Origin of the sequence: Roseovarius sp. A46, assembly GCF_004126395.1 — a bacterium.
GTDB lineage: Bacteria > Pseudomonadota > Alphaproteobacteria > Rhodobacterales > Rhodobacteraceae > Roseovarius > Roseovarius nitratireducens.
In genome coordinates this window covers 19381-33127 of sequence record NZ_PVWS01000008.1, presented here as the reverse complement: position 1 = coordinate 33127, position 13747 = coordinate 19381, and the positions used below count along the sequence as shown (strand labels likewise).

Below are 13747 nucleotides of genomic sequence, written 5' to 3'. Positions count from 1 at the left end.
ATCAAAGAATGTCGTCGAGCGCGGTCATCAGCCGCTCCACCTCGTCGCCGCTCGTGTAATGCACGAAACTCAGCCGGAGGACGCCGTGGGCGGGGTCGATGCCCATCGCCTCGAGCGGGCGATGCGCGTAGAAATCCCCACCCCCCGCCATGATGCCACGTTGGGCCAGATCGGCGGCGGCCTCGGCGCCGGGCCGTTCGAGCGCCAGCGCCACCGTCGGCGCGCGCGCGGTGGCGTCGGAGGGGCCGATCAGGCGCACGCGGTTGCGGTCCTTCAGGTGATCCAGCAGCGGCTGCAACAGCGTGGTCTCGTGGGTGCGCATCGCCTGGTGTACACCCGCGTTGCGCGCCGCCGGATCGCCCGCGATGCCGTGATGGGTGGCCAGCGAGTCGATATAGTCCGCGATGCCCGCACAGGCCGCCACCTGCGCGTGGTCGGGGCCCGCCGGCGTAAACCGTTTGTAGAGCGTGTCGGCGTTGAAATGATGCGCCTGGTTGGGCAGCATCCGCGCCAGCTCTTGGCGAATGACCATGATACCCTGGTGCGGCCCGTAGGTCTTGTAGGCCGAGAAGAGATAGATATCGGGGCCCAACCGTCCCACTTCGGGCAGGCCATGAGGTGCATAGCTCACGCCGTCCACGCAAACGAACGCGCCCGCCGCATGCGCCAGCGCGGTGATCTCCACCACCGGGTTCACTGCGCCCACCACGTTCGAGCAATGCGGGAAACACACCAGCCGCACGCGCTCGTCCAGCAGCGCATCGAGATCGGCGGGGTCGAGCAGCCCGGTGCCGGGGTCGATCTTCCACTCGCGAACCTCGATCCCCTCGTCGGCCAGCCGCCGCCAGGGGCCGGAATTGGCCTCGTGGTCCTGATCGGTAACGACGATCGCCTCGCCGGGGCGCATCCACTGCCGGAACGCCTGCGCGAGGACATAGGTGTTCTGCGTGGTCGAGGGACCGAAACTCACCTCGTCCGTGGCCACACCCATCATCGCGGCCAGCCTCTGCCTCGCCTCGTCCATTTCCTCACCGGCCAGACGGCTCGCCTCGTAGGGGCCGTAGGGCTGGACCTTGCGTTGCCGGTAATAGCGCTCCAGCCGCGCGATGACCGGCGCGCAGGTATAGGAACCGCCCGCGTTCTCGAAAAACGCCTGCCCGGCCAGCGTCGGTTCGGCAAAGGCCGGGAACTGCGCGCGCACGAAATCGTTGTCCAGTATCACTGGCCATCTCCCCCTTGGTTTTTCCCATCATTTGCGGGCACCAAACAGCAAAGCCCCCCGGCGCGCAAGCACCGGGGGGCCTCTGGTTTTAAGATCCGGGTCGCGCTCAGCGCTTCTCGGCGGCAAGCCCTTTCCAGATCATCACGCAAATTGCGAGCAGAATGATCGTGAACGGCAGGCCTGTGGATATCACCATCGCCTGCAGCGATGTCAAACCACCGCCGAGCAGCAGCGCAATCGCCACCAGCCCTTCGAAAGTGCACCAGAACACACGCTGTGACACCGGCGCGTCGACCTTGCCGCCCGCCGTGATCGTGTCGATCACGAGCGAGCCACTATCCGACGAGGTGACGAAGAACACGATCACCAGTACGATGCCGATGGTCGAGGTGATCGCCGCCAGCGGCAGCGACTCGAGCATGGCAAAGAGTGACAGCGGCGGGTTGTAGCTGTCAATCACCTGTGCCTTGACGGCACTGGTTTCGGGGTTGGCGATGATGTCGTTGATCGCGGCCCCGCCGAACACGGCCATCCAGAACACGCAAACCACCGAAGGGATGATGAGCACGCAGGTGATGAACTCGCGCACCGTGCGACCACGGCTAACGCGCGCGATGAACATGCCGACGAAGGGCGACCAGGAAATCCACCACGCCCAGTAGAACGCGGTCCAGCCCTGCATGTAGCCAGTGTCCTCGCGCCCGAACGGGTTCGAAAGCGGGATGACCTCCTTGAAATAGGCGCCGATACCCTTGAAGAACTCGGTCATGATGCTGGCCGCACCGGCGGCGAACACCACGAAGACCAGCAGTGCCAGGGCGATCACCATGTTGATTTCCGACAGCACCTTGACGCCGCCGTCGAGCCCGCGCAGCACCGAGATGAGCGCGATCGCCGTGATGCCGATGATCAGGATCACCTGCGTCGTCACCCCTTCGGGGATGCCATAGACATAGTTTAGCCCGGCATTGGCCTGCTGCGCGCCCAGACCCAGCGATGTGGCAAGGCCAAAGAGCGTGGCAAACACCGCCAGCGTGTCGATGATGTGGCCGGTCCAGCCCCAGACCCGGTCGCCCAGGATCGGGTAGAAGGCCGAGCGGATGGTGAGCGGCAGGCCCTTGTTATAGCTGAACAGCGCCAGCGCCAGCGCCACCACGGCATAGATCGCCCAAGGGTGCAGCGCCCAGTGATAGGAGGTGGCGGCCAGCGCCATGCGCCGCGCCTCGGCGATGTTCTCCTCGATGAGCACGCCGTCCTCGGTGAATGGCCGCACCGCGCCCAGCGGCTCGTCGCCCCAGGGCGTGCCGAAGTAATAGGCGGGTTCCAGAACGCCGAAGAACATCAGCCCGATGCCCATACCGGCGGCAAACAGCATCGCGAACCAGCCCAGATAGCCGTAATCCGGCGTCGCCTCTGTGCCGCCGAGACGGACCGAGCCATAGGGCGTCACGATCAGCAGCAGGCAGAAGATGACGAAGATATTGGCCGCCGACAGGAAGAACCAGTCGAAGGTCGTGGTCAGCGCCGGGCGCAGCCAGCCAAAGAAATCCGCCGCTTGCTGCGGCGCGATCAGCGCGTAGGCGACGAAGGCGATGACAACCAGCCCGGAGATCACGAAGACCGGATTGTGAATGTCCAGGCCGAATGGCCCGATCTTCGTCTGAATGTTGTCCTGACCGATCTTGTAATCGGTATCGATGATATCCGATGCGCCCTCCGGCGCGGGTATACCCTGAATATCGGAGTCGTCTGACATCCGTGTCCCTCCTGTTTTGCCGACGGCATTCGGGGCACCTTTGCGGGGCCTCACCCTTGCCCGGTGCCGCCGGGTTTTCCCTGTTCCAGCGGCAACGAGACTGCCGCCGCCGGACATTTCCGCCGCCCGAAAAGACGGTCCACGCGTGGCATCAGGGTAACGCGGCATTTACGCGGCCTTCAACCGGGTGCGGTGAGAATCATTCCGAAAACGACATGCGCGCTCAGCGATGACGGTTTTGAACCGCCTCTGCCCGCGCCCTGAAATGCGCCAGCACGTGCAGCCGGATCGCCGAGGCAAGCCCGGTTCCGGGGTCGCGGGCGGCGTCTATCTCGGCTGCGAGCGCGTTGAGCGCGCGGCCCTCGGCGCGCGCGATCTCGCGGAACGCCTGCCAGAATGGCTCTTCCAGCGACACGCTCGTGCGGTGCCCCTGGAGCGTGAGCGATCGCTTGACGGGGCGCGCGCTCATCGGGCGTGGGGGATAGGGGCGCCGCCCCCGTCGCGCCTCCGCGCGACTCCCCCAGGATATTTGAGCCAGGATGAAGCGCGCATCACTCTTCCTCGCGCCTGTGCAGGTCCAGCACGTGGCGGGCCTTCTCGGCCTCGGCCTCTTCGCGCGCCTTCTGCGCCTTGGTGCGCCCGAAACGCGCCGCGTTCTCGTCGGCACGGGCCTTTTTCGCCGCCCGCGCCTTATGCTTGCGTATCCGGTTGAGGTTGACCGGGGTGTCGCTCATCTCGGGCCGATCATGTCCTCGGGGCGCACCACGCGGTCGAAGGTCTCGCCATCGACGAAGCCAAGATTGATCGCCTCTTCCCTGAGCGTCGTGCCGTTGCGGTGCGCGGTCTTGGCCACCTTGGTGGCGTTGTCATAGCCGATGGTGGGTGCCAGTGCCGTGACCAGCATGAGCGATTCCTTCATCAGCTTCTCGATGCGGTCCTCGTTGGCCGCGATGCCGGTGAGCATCCGCTCGGTGAAGCTCGCCGTGGCGTCACCCAGAAGCTGGATGGACTGCAACAGGTTGTAGGCCATCATCGGGTTGTAGACGTTCAATTCGAAATGGCCCTGCGATCCGGCGAACTTGATCGCCGCGTCGTTGCCCATCACGTGTGCCGCCACCTGCGTCAGTGCCTCTGCCTGCGTCGGGTTGACCTTGCCGGGCATGATGCTGCTGCCCGGCTCGTTCTCCGGCAGGATCAATTCGCCCAGACCCGAGCGCGGGCCGCTCCCGAGAAAACGGATATCGTTCGCGATCTTGTAGCACGACCCCGCCACCGTCGTGAGCGCGCCCGACAGGAACACCATCGCGTCATGGGCCGCCAGAGCCTCGAACTTGTTGGGCGCGGTGACGAAAGGCAGGCCGGTGATCTCCGCCATGTTGGCCGCAACCGTCTCGCCCCAGCCGGGCGCGGTGTTGAGCCCGGTGCCCACGGCGGTGCCGCCCTGCGCCAGCTCGTATATGCCGGGAAGGCAGGCCTTGACGCGAGAGATGCCCATCCGGACCTGATGCGCGTAGCCCGAGAATTCCTGCCCCAGCGTCAGCGGCGTGGCGTCCTGCGTATGGGTGCGGCCGATCTTGATGATGTCGCGGAACTCGTGGGATTTCGCCTCGAGCCCCGCCGCCAGCGCCTCCAGCCCCGGCAACGCGACGTCGCGCACGCTCATCGCGGCGGCGATATGCATGGCCGTGGGAAAGGTGTCGTTGGAGGACTGCCCCATGTTGCAGTGATCGTTGGGGTGCACCGGGTCCTTCGATCCGATCTCGCCGCCGAGAATCTCGATGGCGCGGTTGGCGATCACCTCGTTTGCGTTCATGTTGGATTGCGTGCCAGAGCCGGTCTGCCAGACGACCAGCGGGAAATGATCGTCGAGATCGCCCGAGATCACCTCGCCCGCCGCCGCGATGATCGCGTCGGCGATCCGCGGGTCGAGCTTGCCGGATGCCTTGTTGGCCTGTGCGCAGGCTTTCTTGATGACGCCCAGCGCGCGCACGATGGCCACCGGCTGCCGCTCCCAGCCGATCGGGAAATTCATCAGGCTGCGCTGCGTCTGCGCGCCCCAATACTTGTCGGTGGGCACCTCAAGCGGGCCGAAACTGTCGGATTCGGTGCGGGTGGCGGTCATGGCGGGCCTCCTTGGCGGTTTCTCCCGTTCATACCGCAGGTGCCGGAAAGATCAATGCTGTATACGACGGGATACCAAGGCCCGCCCCGCTCGTGACCCGCTACTTGCGGAACTTGTCGAGGCTCACGACCTCGCCGGTCTCCTCCTGCGCGCCGCCCGCACCGTCCATCTCTTCGAAGGGGGCGCCGTCGTCCTCGTCCTCGTCATCGTCGCTGTCCTGCGTCTCGAACCGCAGGCCGAACTCGACCGACGGGTCAACGAAGGTGCGGATCGCCTCGTAAGGCACATAAAGCCGCTCGGGCGCTTCGCCGAAATTGAGCGTCACGCCGAAGCCGTCGTCGCTGACCTCGAGCGCCTCGAACCAGTGCTGCATGACCACCGTCATCTCTGACGGGTAGCGCTCGCGCAGCCAGTCGGCCAGCTCGGCATCGGGATGTGTGGTGTCGAAGGTGATGAAGAAATGGTGCGCCCCCGGCAGCCCATTCTCGGCCACGTCCGTCAGAACCTCCTGGATGAGGCCACGCATCGCGCGATGCATCAGGGTTCCATAATCGATGGAGCGGGTCATTCCTTACCTCGAACAAGATCGACACCGTCAGCATAGGGGATTCGGATCGAAACGAAAGAGCCTGCGAGCAAGCCTCAGATCAAAACATGTCCCGCCGCCGCGAGCGCCGCCATCAGCGCCAGGACGCGGCCCATCGGCACCCGCACCCACAGAAGCAGCACCGCCGCCAGTACCGTCAGCCCCAAGCCAGTCCAGGACACGGTCCCCCAGACCGGCACCGGACCGACCGGGCTCTCTCGCAATTTCCCGAACACCACGTGCAATGCGAACCACAGCGACAGGTTGAGGATCACCCCAACCACGGCCGCCGATATTCCCGCCAGCGCCCCTTTGAGCCGGGGCCGCGCGAGGATCGCCTCGACATAAGGCGCACCGGTGAAAATCCACAGGAAACAGGGCACGAAGGTCACCCACAGGGTGAGCAGCGCGGCCACCAGCGCGAGCCCTGCCCCCCCGGCCTGCCAGCCTGCCAGAAGGCCCACGAACTCGGTCACCAGGATCAGCGGGCCGGGCGTGGTCTCGGCGAGGCCAAGCGCGTCGATCATCTGCGCGGCGGTGATCCAGCCCTTGGCGCTCACCACCGTGTCGGCCATGTAAGCCAGCACCGCGTAGGCCCCGCCGAAGGTGACCACCGCCAGTTTCGAGAAGAACAGCGCCAGATCGATGAGGAACGCAGCCCCCGCGCCCCAGGCCACCAGCACCGGCGCCGCCCAGAGCGCGCCCCATATGAGCGCCGTGCACAGCGTGTCTGCGGGCCGCACCGCCGTCCCCACGGGCGCGGGCGCGGGCGGCGTGTTGCGGCTCTGCCAATACCCCCAGAGCGCCGCCGCCGCGATGATCGCCGGGAACGGCACGCCAAGCGTGAACATCGCGACGAATGCCAGCCCCGCCACAACCCAGTGGCCGGGCGTGGCCAGCGCCTTGCGCGCGATCCGTAAGAGCGCCTGCACCACGATCGCCACCACCGCCGCCTTGACGCCGAGGAAGGCCGCCTGCACCAGCGGCACGCCACCCCAGATGGCATAGCCATAGCCGAGACCAAGAATTACCGCCGCGCCGGGCAGCACGAAGAGCAGCCCGGCGATCAGCCCGCCCGGCACGCCCCTCTGTCGCCAGCCCGCATAGGTGGCAAGTTGCATCGCCTCGGGCCCCGGCAACAGCATGCAAAAGGACAGCGCGCCGAGAAACTGGTTTTCCGACATCCAGCCGCGCCGCGTCACCAACTCGTCATGCATCACCGAGATCTGCGCCGCCGGCCCGCCGAAACTCAGCAGGCCGATCCGCGCGAAGCTGCGAAACAGATCGGGAAAGGTTGGCGCGCCCATGCGTCCTTGTGGCGCGCGACGCGCATCGGGACAAGCGACATTTGAATGAAAGTGCAGGCTTTCGCCTCATTCGGAGTTTCTGGCGGAAGATCAGAGACATGCGTTTTTCAGCGATGGCCGGAACATCTGCAAACATGCTGAGAACGAACGGGCATCTTGTAAAGCGCATTATCGCCTTGCTGAACAGGAGCGCGCGGCATGAGAACAAGATCGACCATCACCAGAGCACCCTTAACTGAAAACGCGCCGTTCGTTCTTAGTGAGCTGCAGTCCAATGTGATGTCTTATCGGCTGGATCATCCGCCAGAATTGGAGGCGGCGGCTTATGAGGCGGCAAGAGTGGTCGAGTCTTTTGCGCGGGTTGCCTTGTTGCGCCAACTCATAAGGATCATGGTTATCGACCCCGTACTGAGCTCAACCACCCTTCTGCCGATAGGCCCTGTTTCGCAAGATGAGGTGCCAGTCGTGAGTTTCGACGGAGAGCGTTACTCGGATTTCGATTTTAGGGGCGGTGACCGTCCCTACATCGTTTGGCGAGGTGACTTTTCGGAAATGTCCGCGAGTCGCATGATGATTACATACAAGGCTGGGTTCGGGGAAACCGCATACGATATACCGCCAGACCTCGCGCGCGCGGTGATTGACGAGACGGCGCTAATTCTCGCTCAACAGCGTTTCGGGGACAGCCACGGCAAAGTGGCTTCTTCATACACGCCTCGTATCGGTGCCAGGTGCCGTGACGGGCAGATATGAAAGATCCGTTCGATGAGGTGAAGCCGCTGGAGGTCAAACCAAAGCGCCTTTCGGCCATTGCTGAGAAGTTCCTGTCACGCATCGAATTCGCCAATGAGGTGCGGCCGGTAATTGAGCGCGATTACTGCATAAAGGGGTGGATTGATCGTGGCACGATCTCCAGCGTCTACGGGGATGCAAACGTGGGCAAGACATTCTGGGTAATCGACCTGGCCAAGCACGTTCACCAGGGGCTGCCCTGGAACGGGGCGCGAGTCCGGCCTGGTAATGTGCTGTACCTCGCAGCCGAGGGCGGCGCCATGTTCGACAATCGACTTTCCGCGGCGAACGCCAGTTTCATGGTCATGAAGGGTGCCATCACCCTTGCAGGCCGCAACCACGATGCAAGCCCAATCTGTGAGGTGCTGAGCCACCTTTCCCGGGCTCAGGGCGTGCCATTTTCCCTCGTCGTGATTGATACGCTGGCTCGGGCAATGGGTGGGGCCGATGAGAATGCCGCATCCGATATCAACTCACTCATCCGAAGCGCGGAGATGATCCGAGATGCTACCGGCGCGCACATCATGTTCATTCACCACTCCGGCAAAGATGTAGCACGTGGCGCGCGCGGGCATTCCAGCCTGCGCGCGGCCGTCGATACCGAGATCGAGCTCACCCAGGACGAGGATGGCGTTCGCCTGGCGCGCACCACCAAGCAGCGCGACATGCCCGGTGGCCGGGAGCACAGGTTCACCCTGGAGCAAGTCGACCTGGGGCGGGATAGCGACGGCGACACCGTGACGTCCTGCATTGTCAAAACCAAGGGAGGTAAGGATCAGGCAAGTCTAGGTCTTTAAACGAATATCCCGGTCGCGCGGCCCGCGCCGCCCACCTGTATGCCCACCGCAAGACATGCTCTGCCGTTGGGACGATCTTCGTGCAGAGACCTTCGAGGGAACGAACATGCCACGGGAAGCGATGGCCACGCGATCCCACGAGCAACGCAGATTCTGCGAACGGTCCCGGTATGCCTGAGCAAATTTTTGCGATGAAATCATCGGAAATCACCTCGAACAAAGGCCCCAACGGTCCAGACAGGGAACCCCCCTAAAGGGGGTTTCCCTGACCTGTGGAGAGGCCGTTGGCCTAACGTGCAATCTAAGCGAAGAAAGGAAGTATCTTGAGAAAGCAGAACGCCCCCCTAAATCCAGGTCGGTTCGATGCCCTGGTTGAAGGCTCGGAGAAACTTTGGGGCCTCACCACCATCGCCGCTGTTCTTGGCGTTTCGGTCGACAAGGCGCGCAGGCTCGCAAAGATTGAGTCGACCCCGATCTATCGGCCTGATGGGCGAAGCTATTTCGCCTTTCGGTCAGAGCTCCGGGATTGGTTGAGAAGTAAATGAGTTGCGCGATGCGTACGATCTGGCGGGTCGCGTGTTGAATGTTGCCGGGGGGGGTGGTCCTGAACTTTCCGCCCTTACTGGGGACCGGCGCGCGGAGGCTCGCGCAACATTTGCCGAAAATGGTGTTTGGGGCTTACGAAAACCCATGAAAACCAATGTTATACCGCGTCACGCTATCTTCCGGGTGCTGCAAATAGAGGCCAGTCTGATGGCATGTGGCCGTTTAACAAAACCAAGACCGTCGAGGTCGAGCAAAAGAGCACCCTTTCCGACCCGGAAAGCTGGTTGCTGGAAATGTTCGGCAGCACGCCAACGCAGGCGGGCGTGAGTGTCAGCCCCGTCACGGCGCTCCGCGTGCCCGCCGTGTCAAGCGCGATCCGGGTGATTTCCGAAGCGGCGATGACGCTGACGCCGCAGATCAAGACGATCAACCCTGACGGCACCGAAACAATCGACACCTCGCATCCGGCCTTGCCGCTGCTGACAACCGAGGCGAACGATTACACGACCGCACCGCAGTTGATGCGCGACTTGGTGATCGACGGTCTGACACTGGATCAGGGCGGGCTTGCCTGGATCAACCGGGTGAACGGACGCCCGGTCGAGATCATTCACTACACCCGTGGCAGCATCACGGTCGAGTATGACACTCTCACCCGCGAGCCGTCCTATCGCCTGCAGGGACGCCCGCTTGCGGCGTCTGACGTGATCCACCTTCGCAGCCCCTTCTCGCGCAGTCCGCTGTCGCTGGCGCGTGAGGCAATCGGGCTTGCAATCGTGATGGAACGGCACGCCGCGCGGCTGTTCGGTCGCGGGGCAAAGCCGTCTGGCGCGCTGTCGTTTCCGAAGGGAATGGGCGAGGAAGCGGTCAAGAAGATGCGCGCCGCTTGGCGGTCAACTCACGAGGGCGAGGATCCCGGCGGGCGCACGGCAATCCTTTACGACGGTGCCGAGTTTACGCCCTTTCAGCTTACATCAACCGACGCGCAGTTCCTCGAAAACCGCAAGTTCGCGATCACGGAGATCGCGCGCGCGTTCCGCGTTCCGCCTTCCATGCTGTTCGACATGGACCGCATGACCTGGAGCAACACGGAGCTGCTGGGCAAGGAATTCCTCACCTACACGCTGGAGCCTTGGCTGGTCGCGCTGGAGGGGGCGTTGCGGCAATCGCTGTTCGAACCCGAGGAGCGCCCGTTCACGCGCGTGCATTTCGACCGCGACGACCTGACCCGTGCCGACCTGACAACCCGCGCCACGGCGATCAACAGCCTGATCGCAAGCCGCGTCCTGAACCCGAACGAGGGCCGCGCATGGCTCGACCTTCCCCCGCGCGATGGTGGTGAGGTTTTTGCCAACCCGAACACGGGCGGAAATCAACCAGAGCGAACAGGGGGTGCCGATGATGGACTTTGACACGATCACCGCGAACGTGGCCGATCAGGAAAAGGGCCAATGGTTCGACCTGCTGGACCCGGTGCACGGCGAGCCGACCGGCATCCGCTTCAACGTCGCGGGGCCGGATAGCGCGACGCAGCGCAAGGCCGAACTGCGCCTTGCCGACGAGCTTGCCGAGATCGCCGATATTGATGGCCGCGTGACTGCCGAACAGCGCGAGAAGGCCCGGATCGCGGCGCTGGCGGCGTGCGTGCTCGATTGGGAGATCGAACAGGACGGCGCGGCCATTCCATTCAACACCGCGAACGTGATCCGCGTGCTGCGCGCGGCCAAGTGGATCGAGACGCAGGTTGACGGGTTCGCTTCGCACAGGAGGCCGCTGGCATGACGGATCGTATCGAGGTCAAGGCGCAGCTCACCGCGTCCGAGGATGGCACAATCGAGGGCGTGGCATGGCCTTATGCGACGCCGGATCGCACTGGCGACGTGATCACCAAGGGTGCGCTGAACACCCCCGAAACCCTTCCCATGCTGTTCGGGCACGACCAGGGGCAGGTGGTCGGGGTTTGGGATCAGATCGCCGAGACCGATGACGGGCTGACCGTCAAGGGGCGGCTGCTGATCGACGACGTGGCCCGCGCCCGCGAGGTCCGGGCAATGGTCACGTCCAAGGCTGTCACCGGTCTTTCCATCGGGTTCATCACGAAAGCCGCAACACCCCAGCGCCGGGGGCGGCAGATCACCAAGGCCGACGTGCTGGAGATCAGCGTCGTGGCCGTTCCTGCGCATCCCGGCGCGCGCATCACTTCCGCGAAATCTCAAACACTGGAGAATGACATGAGCGAAGAAACTGAAACCCTTGAGCAGGACACTGCCGAGATCGAGAAGAAAATGGGCGAGATCGAAGGTGCGCTGGAAAGCCTGCCCAAGATCGCGGCGCGGCTCGACAAGCTGGAGGCCAAGGCCAACCGCCCCAGCGATACCGAGACCCGCCCCAAGGATGAGCCGACCGAGGAACGCAAGGCGTTCACCGCATATCTGCGGTATGGGCAGCAAGCCCCCGCCGATGAGTTGAAGAACCTGATCGTCAGTAACGACGAACAGGGCGGCTATCTGGCACCCGCCGAAATGTCGCAGGAATTCATCCGCGACCTGGTGGAGTTCTCGCCCCTTCGGCAGTTCGCCAGCGTGCGCGCGATCACCTCGCCGTCTGTGAAATATCCCAAGCGCACCGGCATCACGAATGCGCAGTGGGAAGGCGAGGCGGACGAGGCGCAGGAATCGAGCATGACCTTCGGTCAGCTTGAGGTGCCCTCACGCAAGCTGATGACCTTCGTCGATATTTCCAACGAACTACTGGCCGATAGCGGCGGCACCGCCGATGCAGAGGTTCGCCTGGCACTCGCCGAGGACTTTGGCCAGAAGGAAGCTGTCGGCTTCGTCAACGGCACCGGCGTCGGTCAGCCCGAAGGGCTGATGACCAACCCGGACATTGACCACGTAGTCAACGGGCACGCGACAAACCTTAGCCCCGACAAGATGGTCGATATGGTCTACGGTCTGCCCGCCGCCTATCGCCGCCGTGGTGCCTGGATGATGAACGGCAAGACGCTGGGCGAAGTTCGCAAGCTGAAGGATGGCGATGGCCGGTTCCTCTGGCAGGCGTCGTTCCAGGCGGGCGAACCGGAACGCATCCTCGGATATCCCGTGGTTGAAGCGGTGGACATGCCCGATATCGGCGATGGGAATTTCCCGATCATCTTCGGCGATTTCAGCGCCTACCGCATTGTTGACCGGCTGGCCCTGTCCATCCTGGTGAACCCTTACATTCTGGCCACCAAGGGCATGACACGCATTCACGCAACCCGCCGTGTCGGGGGCCGCGTGCTGCAGGCCGCCCGCTTCCGCAAGCTGAAAACCGCGACCAGCTAATCGCCACAGAATGAGGATTGAGACATGAAACGCGACCTTACCAACAACATCGGGATTGAGCAGGGCCTTGCCCCGGCGGTCAAGAGCAGCGCGTCCGAAACGGGCGATCCTGTCGATCTGCGCGGTTTCGAATCTGCGACCGTGGTCATCAACACCGGCGCGATTGCTGGCGCTGGCGACTTCTCCGTCAAGGTTCAGCACAGCGACACGACCACGGGCGGTGATTTCGAGGACGTGCCAGCGGCCAAGCTGATCGGCGAGTTCCCCGCGACGCTCGAAGCGGACAGCACCTATCGGCAGGGATACATCGGAATGAAGCGATACATCCGCCTTGTTCTGACCCGCGCCTCGGGCACGTCAATTGCGCTGGGGGCTACGGTCATCAAGGGCCACCCCGCCGACATGCCGGTTGCAGCCTGATGACGCCGCTGGCCACCATAGGAGGTGACACATGCCCCGCAAGCCCCCGAGGCTCTGCGCGTGCGGTCACCGCGTGGCCAGCGGTGCCCGGTGCCCGTGCGAGCGCAAGCGCGACGCGGAGCGCAAGGCCCGGTTCGACCGCACCCGCCCGAACAGTTCGCAGCGCGGATACTCCGGCACATGGGAAAAGGCCCGCGCGGCGTTCCTTCGCAGGCATCCGCTCTGCGTCATGTGCGGTGCAAGGGCAACCGTCGTCGATCACAAGACCCCGCACAAAGGCGACACGGCTTTGTTCTGGGATCGTGAGAACTGGCAACCCCTTTGCGGGCCTTGCCACAACCGAACCAAACAGCGGCTTGAGCGCCGCACTCATCACTAAGGAGGATCAGCCATGATCTTTGCAACCGCAGGCGCTAAGCTGTTCATCGGCGGCGTGAAAGACACCCAATCGACCGATTTTGTAGAAAGCGATTTCTCCACCGAGACGTGGACCGAGATCAAGGAACTCGAAAGCCTTGGCTCTTTCGGCGACACGTCCGAGGAAATCTCTTTCACCTCTATTGGGGATTCCCGCACCCGGCGGCTCAAGGGAAGCCGGAACGCGGGCAGCATGGAAGTGGTCATGGGGATCGACTATGCCGACGCCGGTCAGATCGCCTTGATCGCCGCCGAGAAGACGATCTTCAACTATGCGTTCAAGGTCGAGTTCAACGACGCCCCCGAGGGTGGCACCCCGAGCGAACGCCTGTTCGTCGCCGCCGTGGGCAGCGCATCCGAGGCGCTCGATACCGCCGACAACGTGATGAAGCTGAACGCCAGCCTTTGGGTGAACAGCAACGTCGTGCGCGTTGACGCGGCGGCGGGACCGTAATC

The 13747-nt window shown here is 63.7% G+C and carries 15 protein-coding genes; 8 read left to right on the top strand and 7 right to left on the bottom strand.

All coding sequences use genetic code 11. The features are described 5' to 3' along the window. Position 1: 1 nt before the first annotated feature. The 7 genes from C6W92_RS06180 to chrA form a co-directional block, all read right to left on the bottom strand. The gene (locus C6W92_RS06180; RefSeq protein ID WP_129432142.1) at positions 2-1222 is read right to left on the bottom strand and encodes an aminotransferase class V-fold PLP-dependent enzyme; all 1221 of its coding nucleotides are present in this window, start codon (positions 1220-1222) and stop codon (positions 2-4) included. 106 nt (positions 1223-1328) lie between these two features. After that, the gene (locus tag C6W92_RS06175; protein ID WP_129432141.1) at positions 1329-2978 is read right to left on the bottom strand and encodes a BCCT family transporter; all 1650 of its coding nucleotides are present in this window, start codon (positions 2976-2978) and stop codon (positions 1329-1331) included. A 223-nt stretch (positions 2979-3201) separates the two neighbouring features. Continuing rightward, positions 3202-3447, bottom strand: coding sequence for a ribbon-helix-helix domain-containing protein (locus tag C6W92_RS06170; RefSeq protein ID WP_104017281.1), 246 nt, complete (start codon positions 3445-3447; stop codon positions 3202-3204). A gap of 82 nt (positions 3448-3529) precedes the next feature. Next, positions 3530-3712, bottom strand: coding sequence for a DUF4169 family protein (locus C6W92_RS06165; protein WP_104017280.1), 183 nt, complete (start codon positions 3710-3712; stop codon positions 3530-3532). Further along, complete coding sequence (gene fumC / locus C6W92_RS06160; protein WP_129432140.1) at positions 3709-5100, bottom strand: class II fumarate hydratase; 1392 nt, start codon at positions 5098-5100, stop codon at positions 3709-3711. The genes C6W92_RS06165 and fumC overlap by 4 nt, the downstream gene beginning before the upstream one ends. Before the next feature lie 100 nt (positions 5101-5200). After that, the gene (locus C6W92_RS06155; protein ID WP_129432139.1) at positions 5201-5668 is read right to left on the bottom strand and encodes a ClpXP protease specificity-enhancing factor SspB; all 468 of its coding nucleotides are present in this window, start codon (positions 5666-5668) and stop codon (positions 5201-5203) included. 74 nt (positions 5669-5742) lie between these two features. Then, positions 5743-6993: a chromate efflux transporter gene (gene chrA / locus C6W92_RS06150; RefSeq protein WP_129432138.1), complete on the bottom strand. Its 1251-nt coding sequence runs from the start codon at positions 6991-6993 to the stop codon at positions 5743-5745. A 198-nt stretch (positions 6994-7191) separates the two neighbouring features. On the opposite strand from chrA, the gene C6W92_RS06145 reads away from it, so the two are divergent. The 8 genes from C6W92_RS06145 (at position 7192) to C6W92_RS06105 (ending at position 13745) form a co-directional block, all read left to right on the top strand. Continuing rightward, complete coding sequence (locus C6W92_RS06145; RefSeq protein ID WP_129432137.1) at positions 7192-7746, top strand: hypothetical protein; 555 nt, start codon at positions 7192-7194, stop codon at positions 7744-7746. Then, positions 7743-8582 (top strand): AAA family ATPase, encoded by an 840-nt coding sequence (locus tag C6W92_RS06140; protein WP_129432136.1) that lies wholly within the window; start codon positions 7743-7745, stop codon positions 8580-8582. Before C6W92_RS06145 ends, C6W92_RS06140 begins: the two co-directional genes overlap by 4 nt. A 758-nt stretch (positions 8583-9340) precedes the next feature. Then, entirely contained in the window at positions 9341-10540 is a 1200-nt protein-coding gene (locus tag C6W92_RS06130) for a phage portal protein (RefSeq protein WP_129432134.1), read from the top strand. Then, complete coding sequence (locus C6W92_RS06125; RefSeq protein WP_241691084.1) at positions 10527-10910, top strand: hypothetical protein; 384 nt, start codon at positions 10527-10529, stop codon at positions 10908-10910. The genes C6W92_RS06130 and C6W92_RS06125 overlap by 14 nt, the downstream gene beginning before the upstream one ends. Continuing rightward, positions 10907-12454, top strand: coding sequence for a phage major capsid protein (locus C6W92_RS06120; RefSeq protein WP_129432133.1), 1548 nt, complete (start codon positions 10907-10909; stop codon positions 12452-12454). The genes C6W92_RS06125 and C6W92_RS06120 overlap by 4 nt, the downstream gene beginning before the upstream one ends. Positions 12455-12478: 24 nt before the next feature. Further along, on the top strand, positions 12479-12874 hold the full coding sequence (locus tag C6W92_RS06115) for a hypothetical protein (RefSeq protein ID WP_129432132.1): 396 nt from the start codon (positions 12479-12481) through the stop codon (positions 12872-12874). Positions 12875-12905: 31 nt separating this feature from the next. Continuing rightward, positions 12906-13253, top strand: a complete 348-nt coding sequence (locus tag C6W92_RS06110) for an HNH endonuclease (RefSeq protein ID WP_129432131.1) — start codon at positions 12906-12908, stop codon at positions 13251-13253. 12 nt (positions 13254-13265) lie between these two features. Next, entirely contained in the window at positions 13266-13745 is a 480-nt protein-coding gene (locus C6W92_RS06105; RefSeq protein WP_129432130.1) for a hypothetical protein, read from the top strand. The last annotated feature ends 2 nt before the right edge of the window (positions 13746-13747 follow it).

Coding starts and splice junctions, on each gene's coding strand:
- C6W92_RS06145 (WP_129432137.1), top strand. CDS start 7,192: ATGAGAACAAGATCGACCATCACCAGAGCACCCTTAACTGAAAACGCG.
- C6W92_RS06120 (WP_129432133.1), top strand. CDS start 10,907: ATGACGGATCGTATCGAGGTCAAGGCGCAGCTCACCGCGTCCGAGGAT.
- C6W92_RS06105 (WP_129432130.1), top strand. CDS start 13,266: ATGATCTTTGCAACCGCAGGCGCTAAGCTGTTCATCGGCGGCGTGAAA.
- C6W92_RS06125 (WP_241691084.1), top strand. CDS start 10,527: ATGATGGACTTTGACACGATCACCGCGAACGTGGCCGATCAGGAAAAG.
- chrA (WP_129432138.1), bottom strand. CDS start 6,993: ATGGGCGCGCCAACCTTTCCCGATCTGTTTCGCAGCTTCGCGCGGATC.
- C6W92_RS06170 (WP_104017281.1), bottom strand. CDS start 3,447: ATGAGCGCGCGCCCCGTCAAGCGATCGCTCACGCTCCAGGGGCACCGC.
- C6W92_RS06175 (WP_129432141.1), bottom strand. CDS start 2,978: ATGTCAGACGACTCCGATATTCAGGGTATACCCGCGCCGGAGGGCGCA.
- C6W92_RS06130 (WP_129432134.1), top strand. CDS start 9,341: ATGTGGCCGTTTAACAAAACCAAGACCGTCGAGGTCGAGCAAAAGAGC.
- C6W92_RS06110 (WP_129432131.1), top strand. CDS start 12,906: ATGCCCCGCAAGCCCCCGAGGCTCTGCGCGTGCGGTCACCGCGTGGCC.
- C6W92_RS06115 (WP_129432132.1), top strand. CDS start 12,479: ATGAAACGCGACCTTACCAACAACATCGGGATTGAGCAGGGCCTTGCC.
- C6W92_RS06165 (WP_104017280.1), bottom strand. CDS start 3,712: ATGAGCGACACCCCGGTCAACCTCAACCGGATACGCAAGCATAAGGCG.
- C6W92_RS06140 (WP_129432136.1), top strand. CDS start 7,743: ATGAAAGATCCGTTCGATGAGGTGAAGCCGCTGGAGGTCAAACCAAAG.
- fumC (WP_129432140.1), bottom strand. CDS start 5,100: ATGACCGCCACCCGCACCGAATCCGACAGTTTCGGCCCGCTTGAGGTG.
- C6W92_RS06155 (WP_129432139.1), bottom strand. CDS start 5,668: ATGACCCGCTCCATCGATTATGGAACCCTGATGCATCGCGCGATGCGT.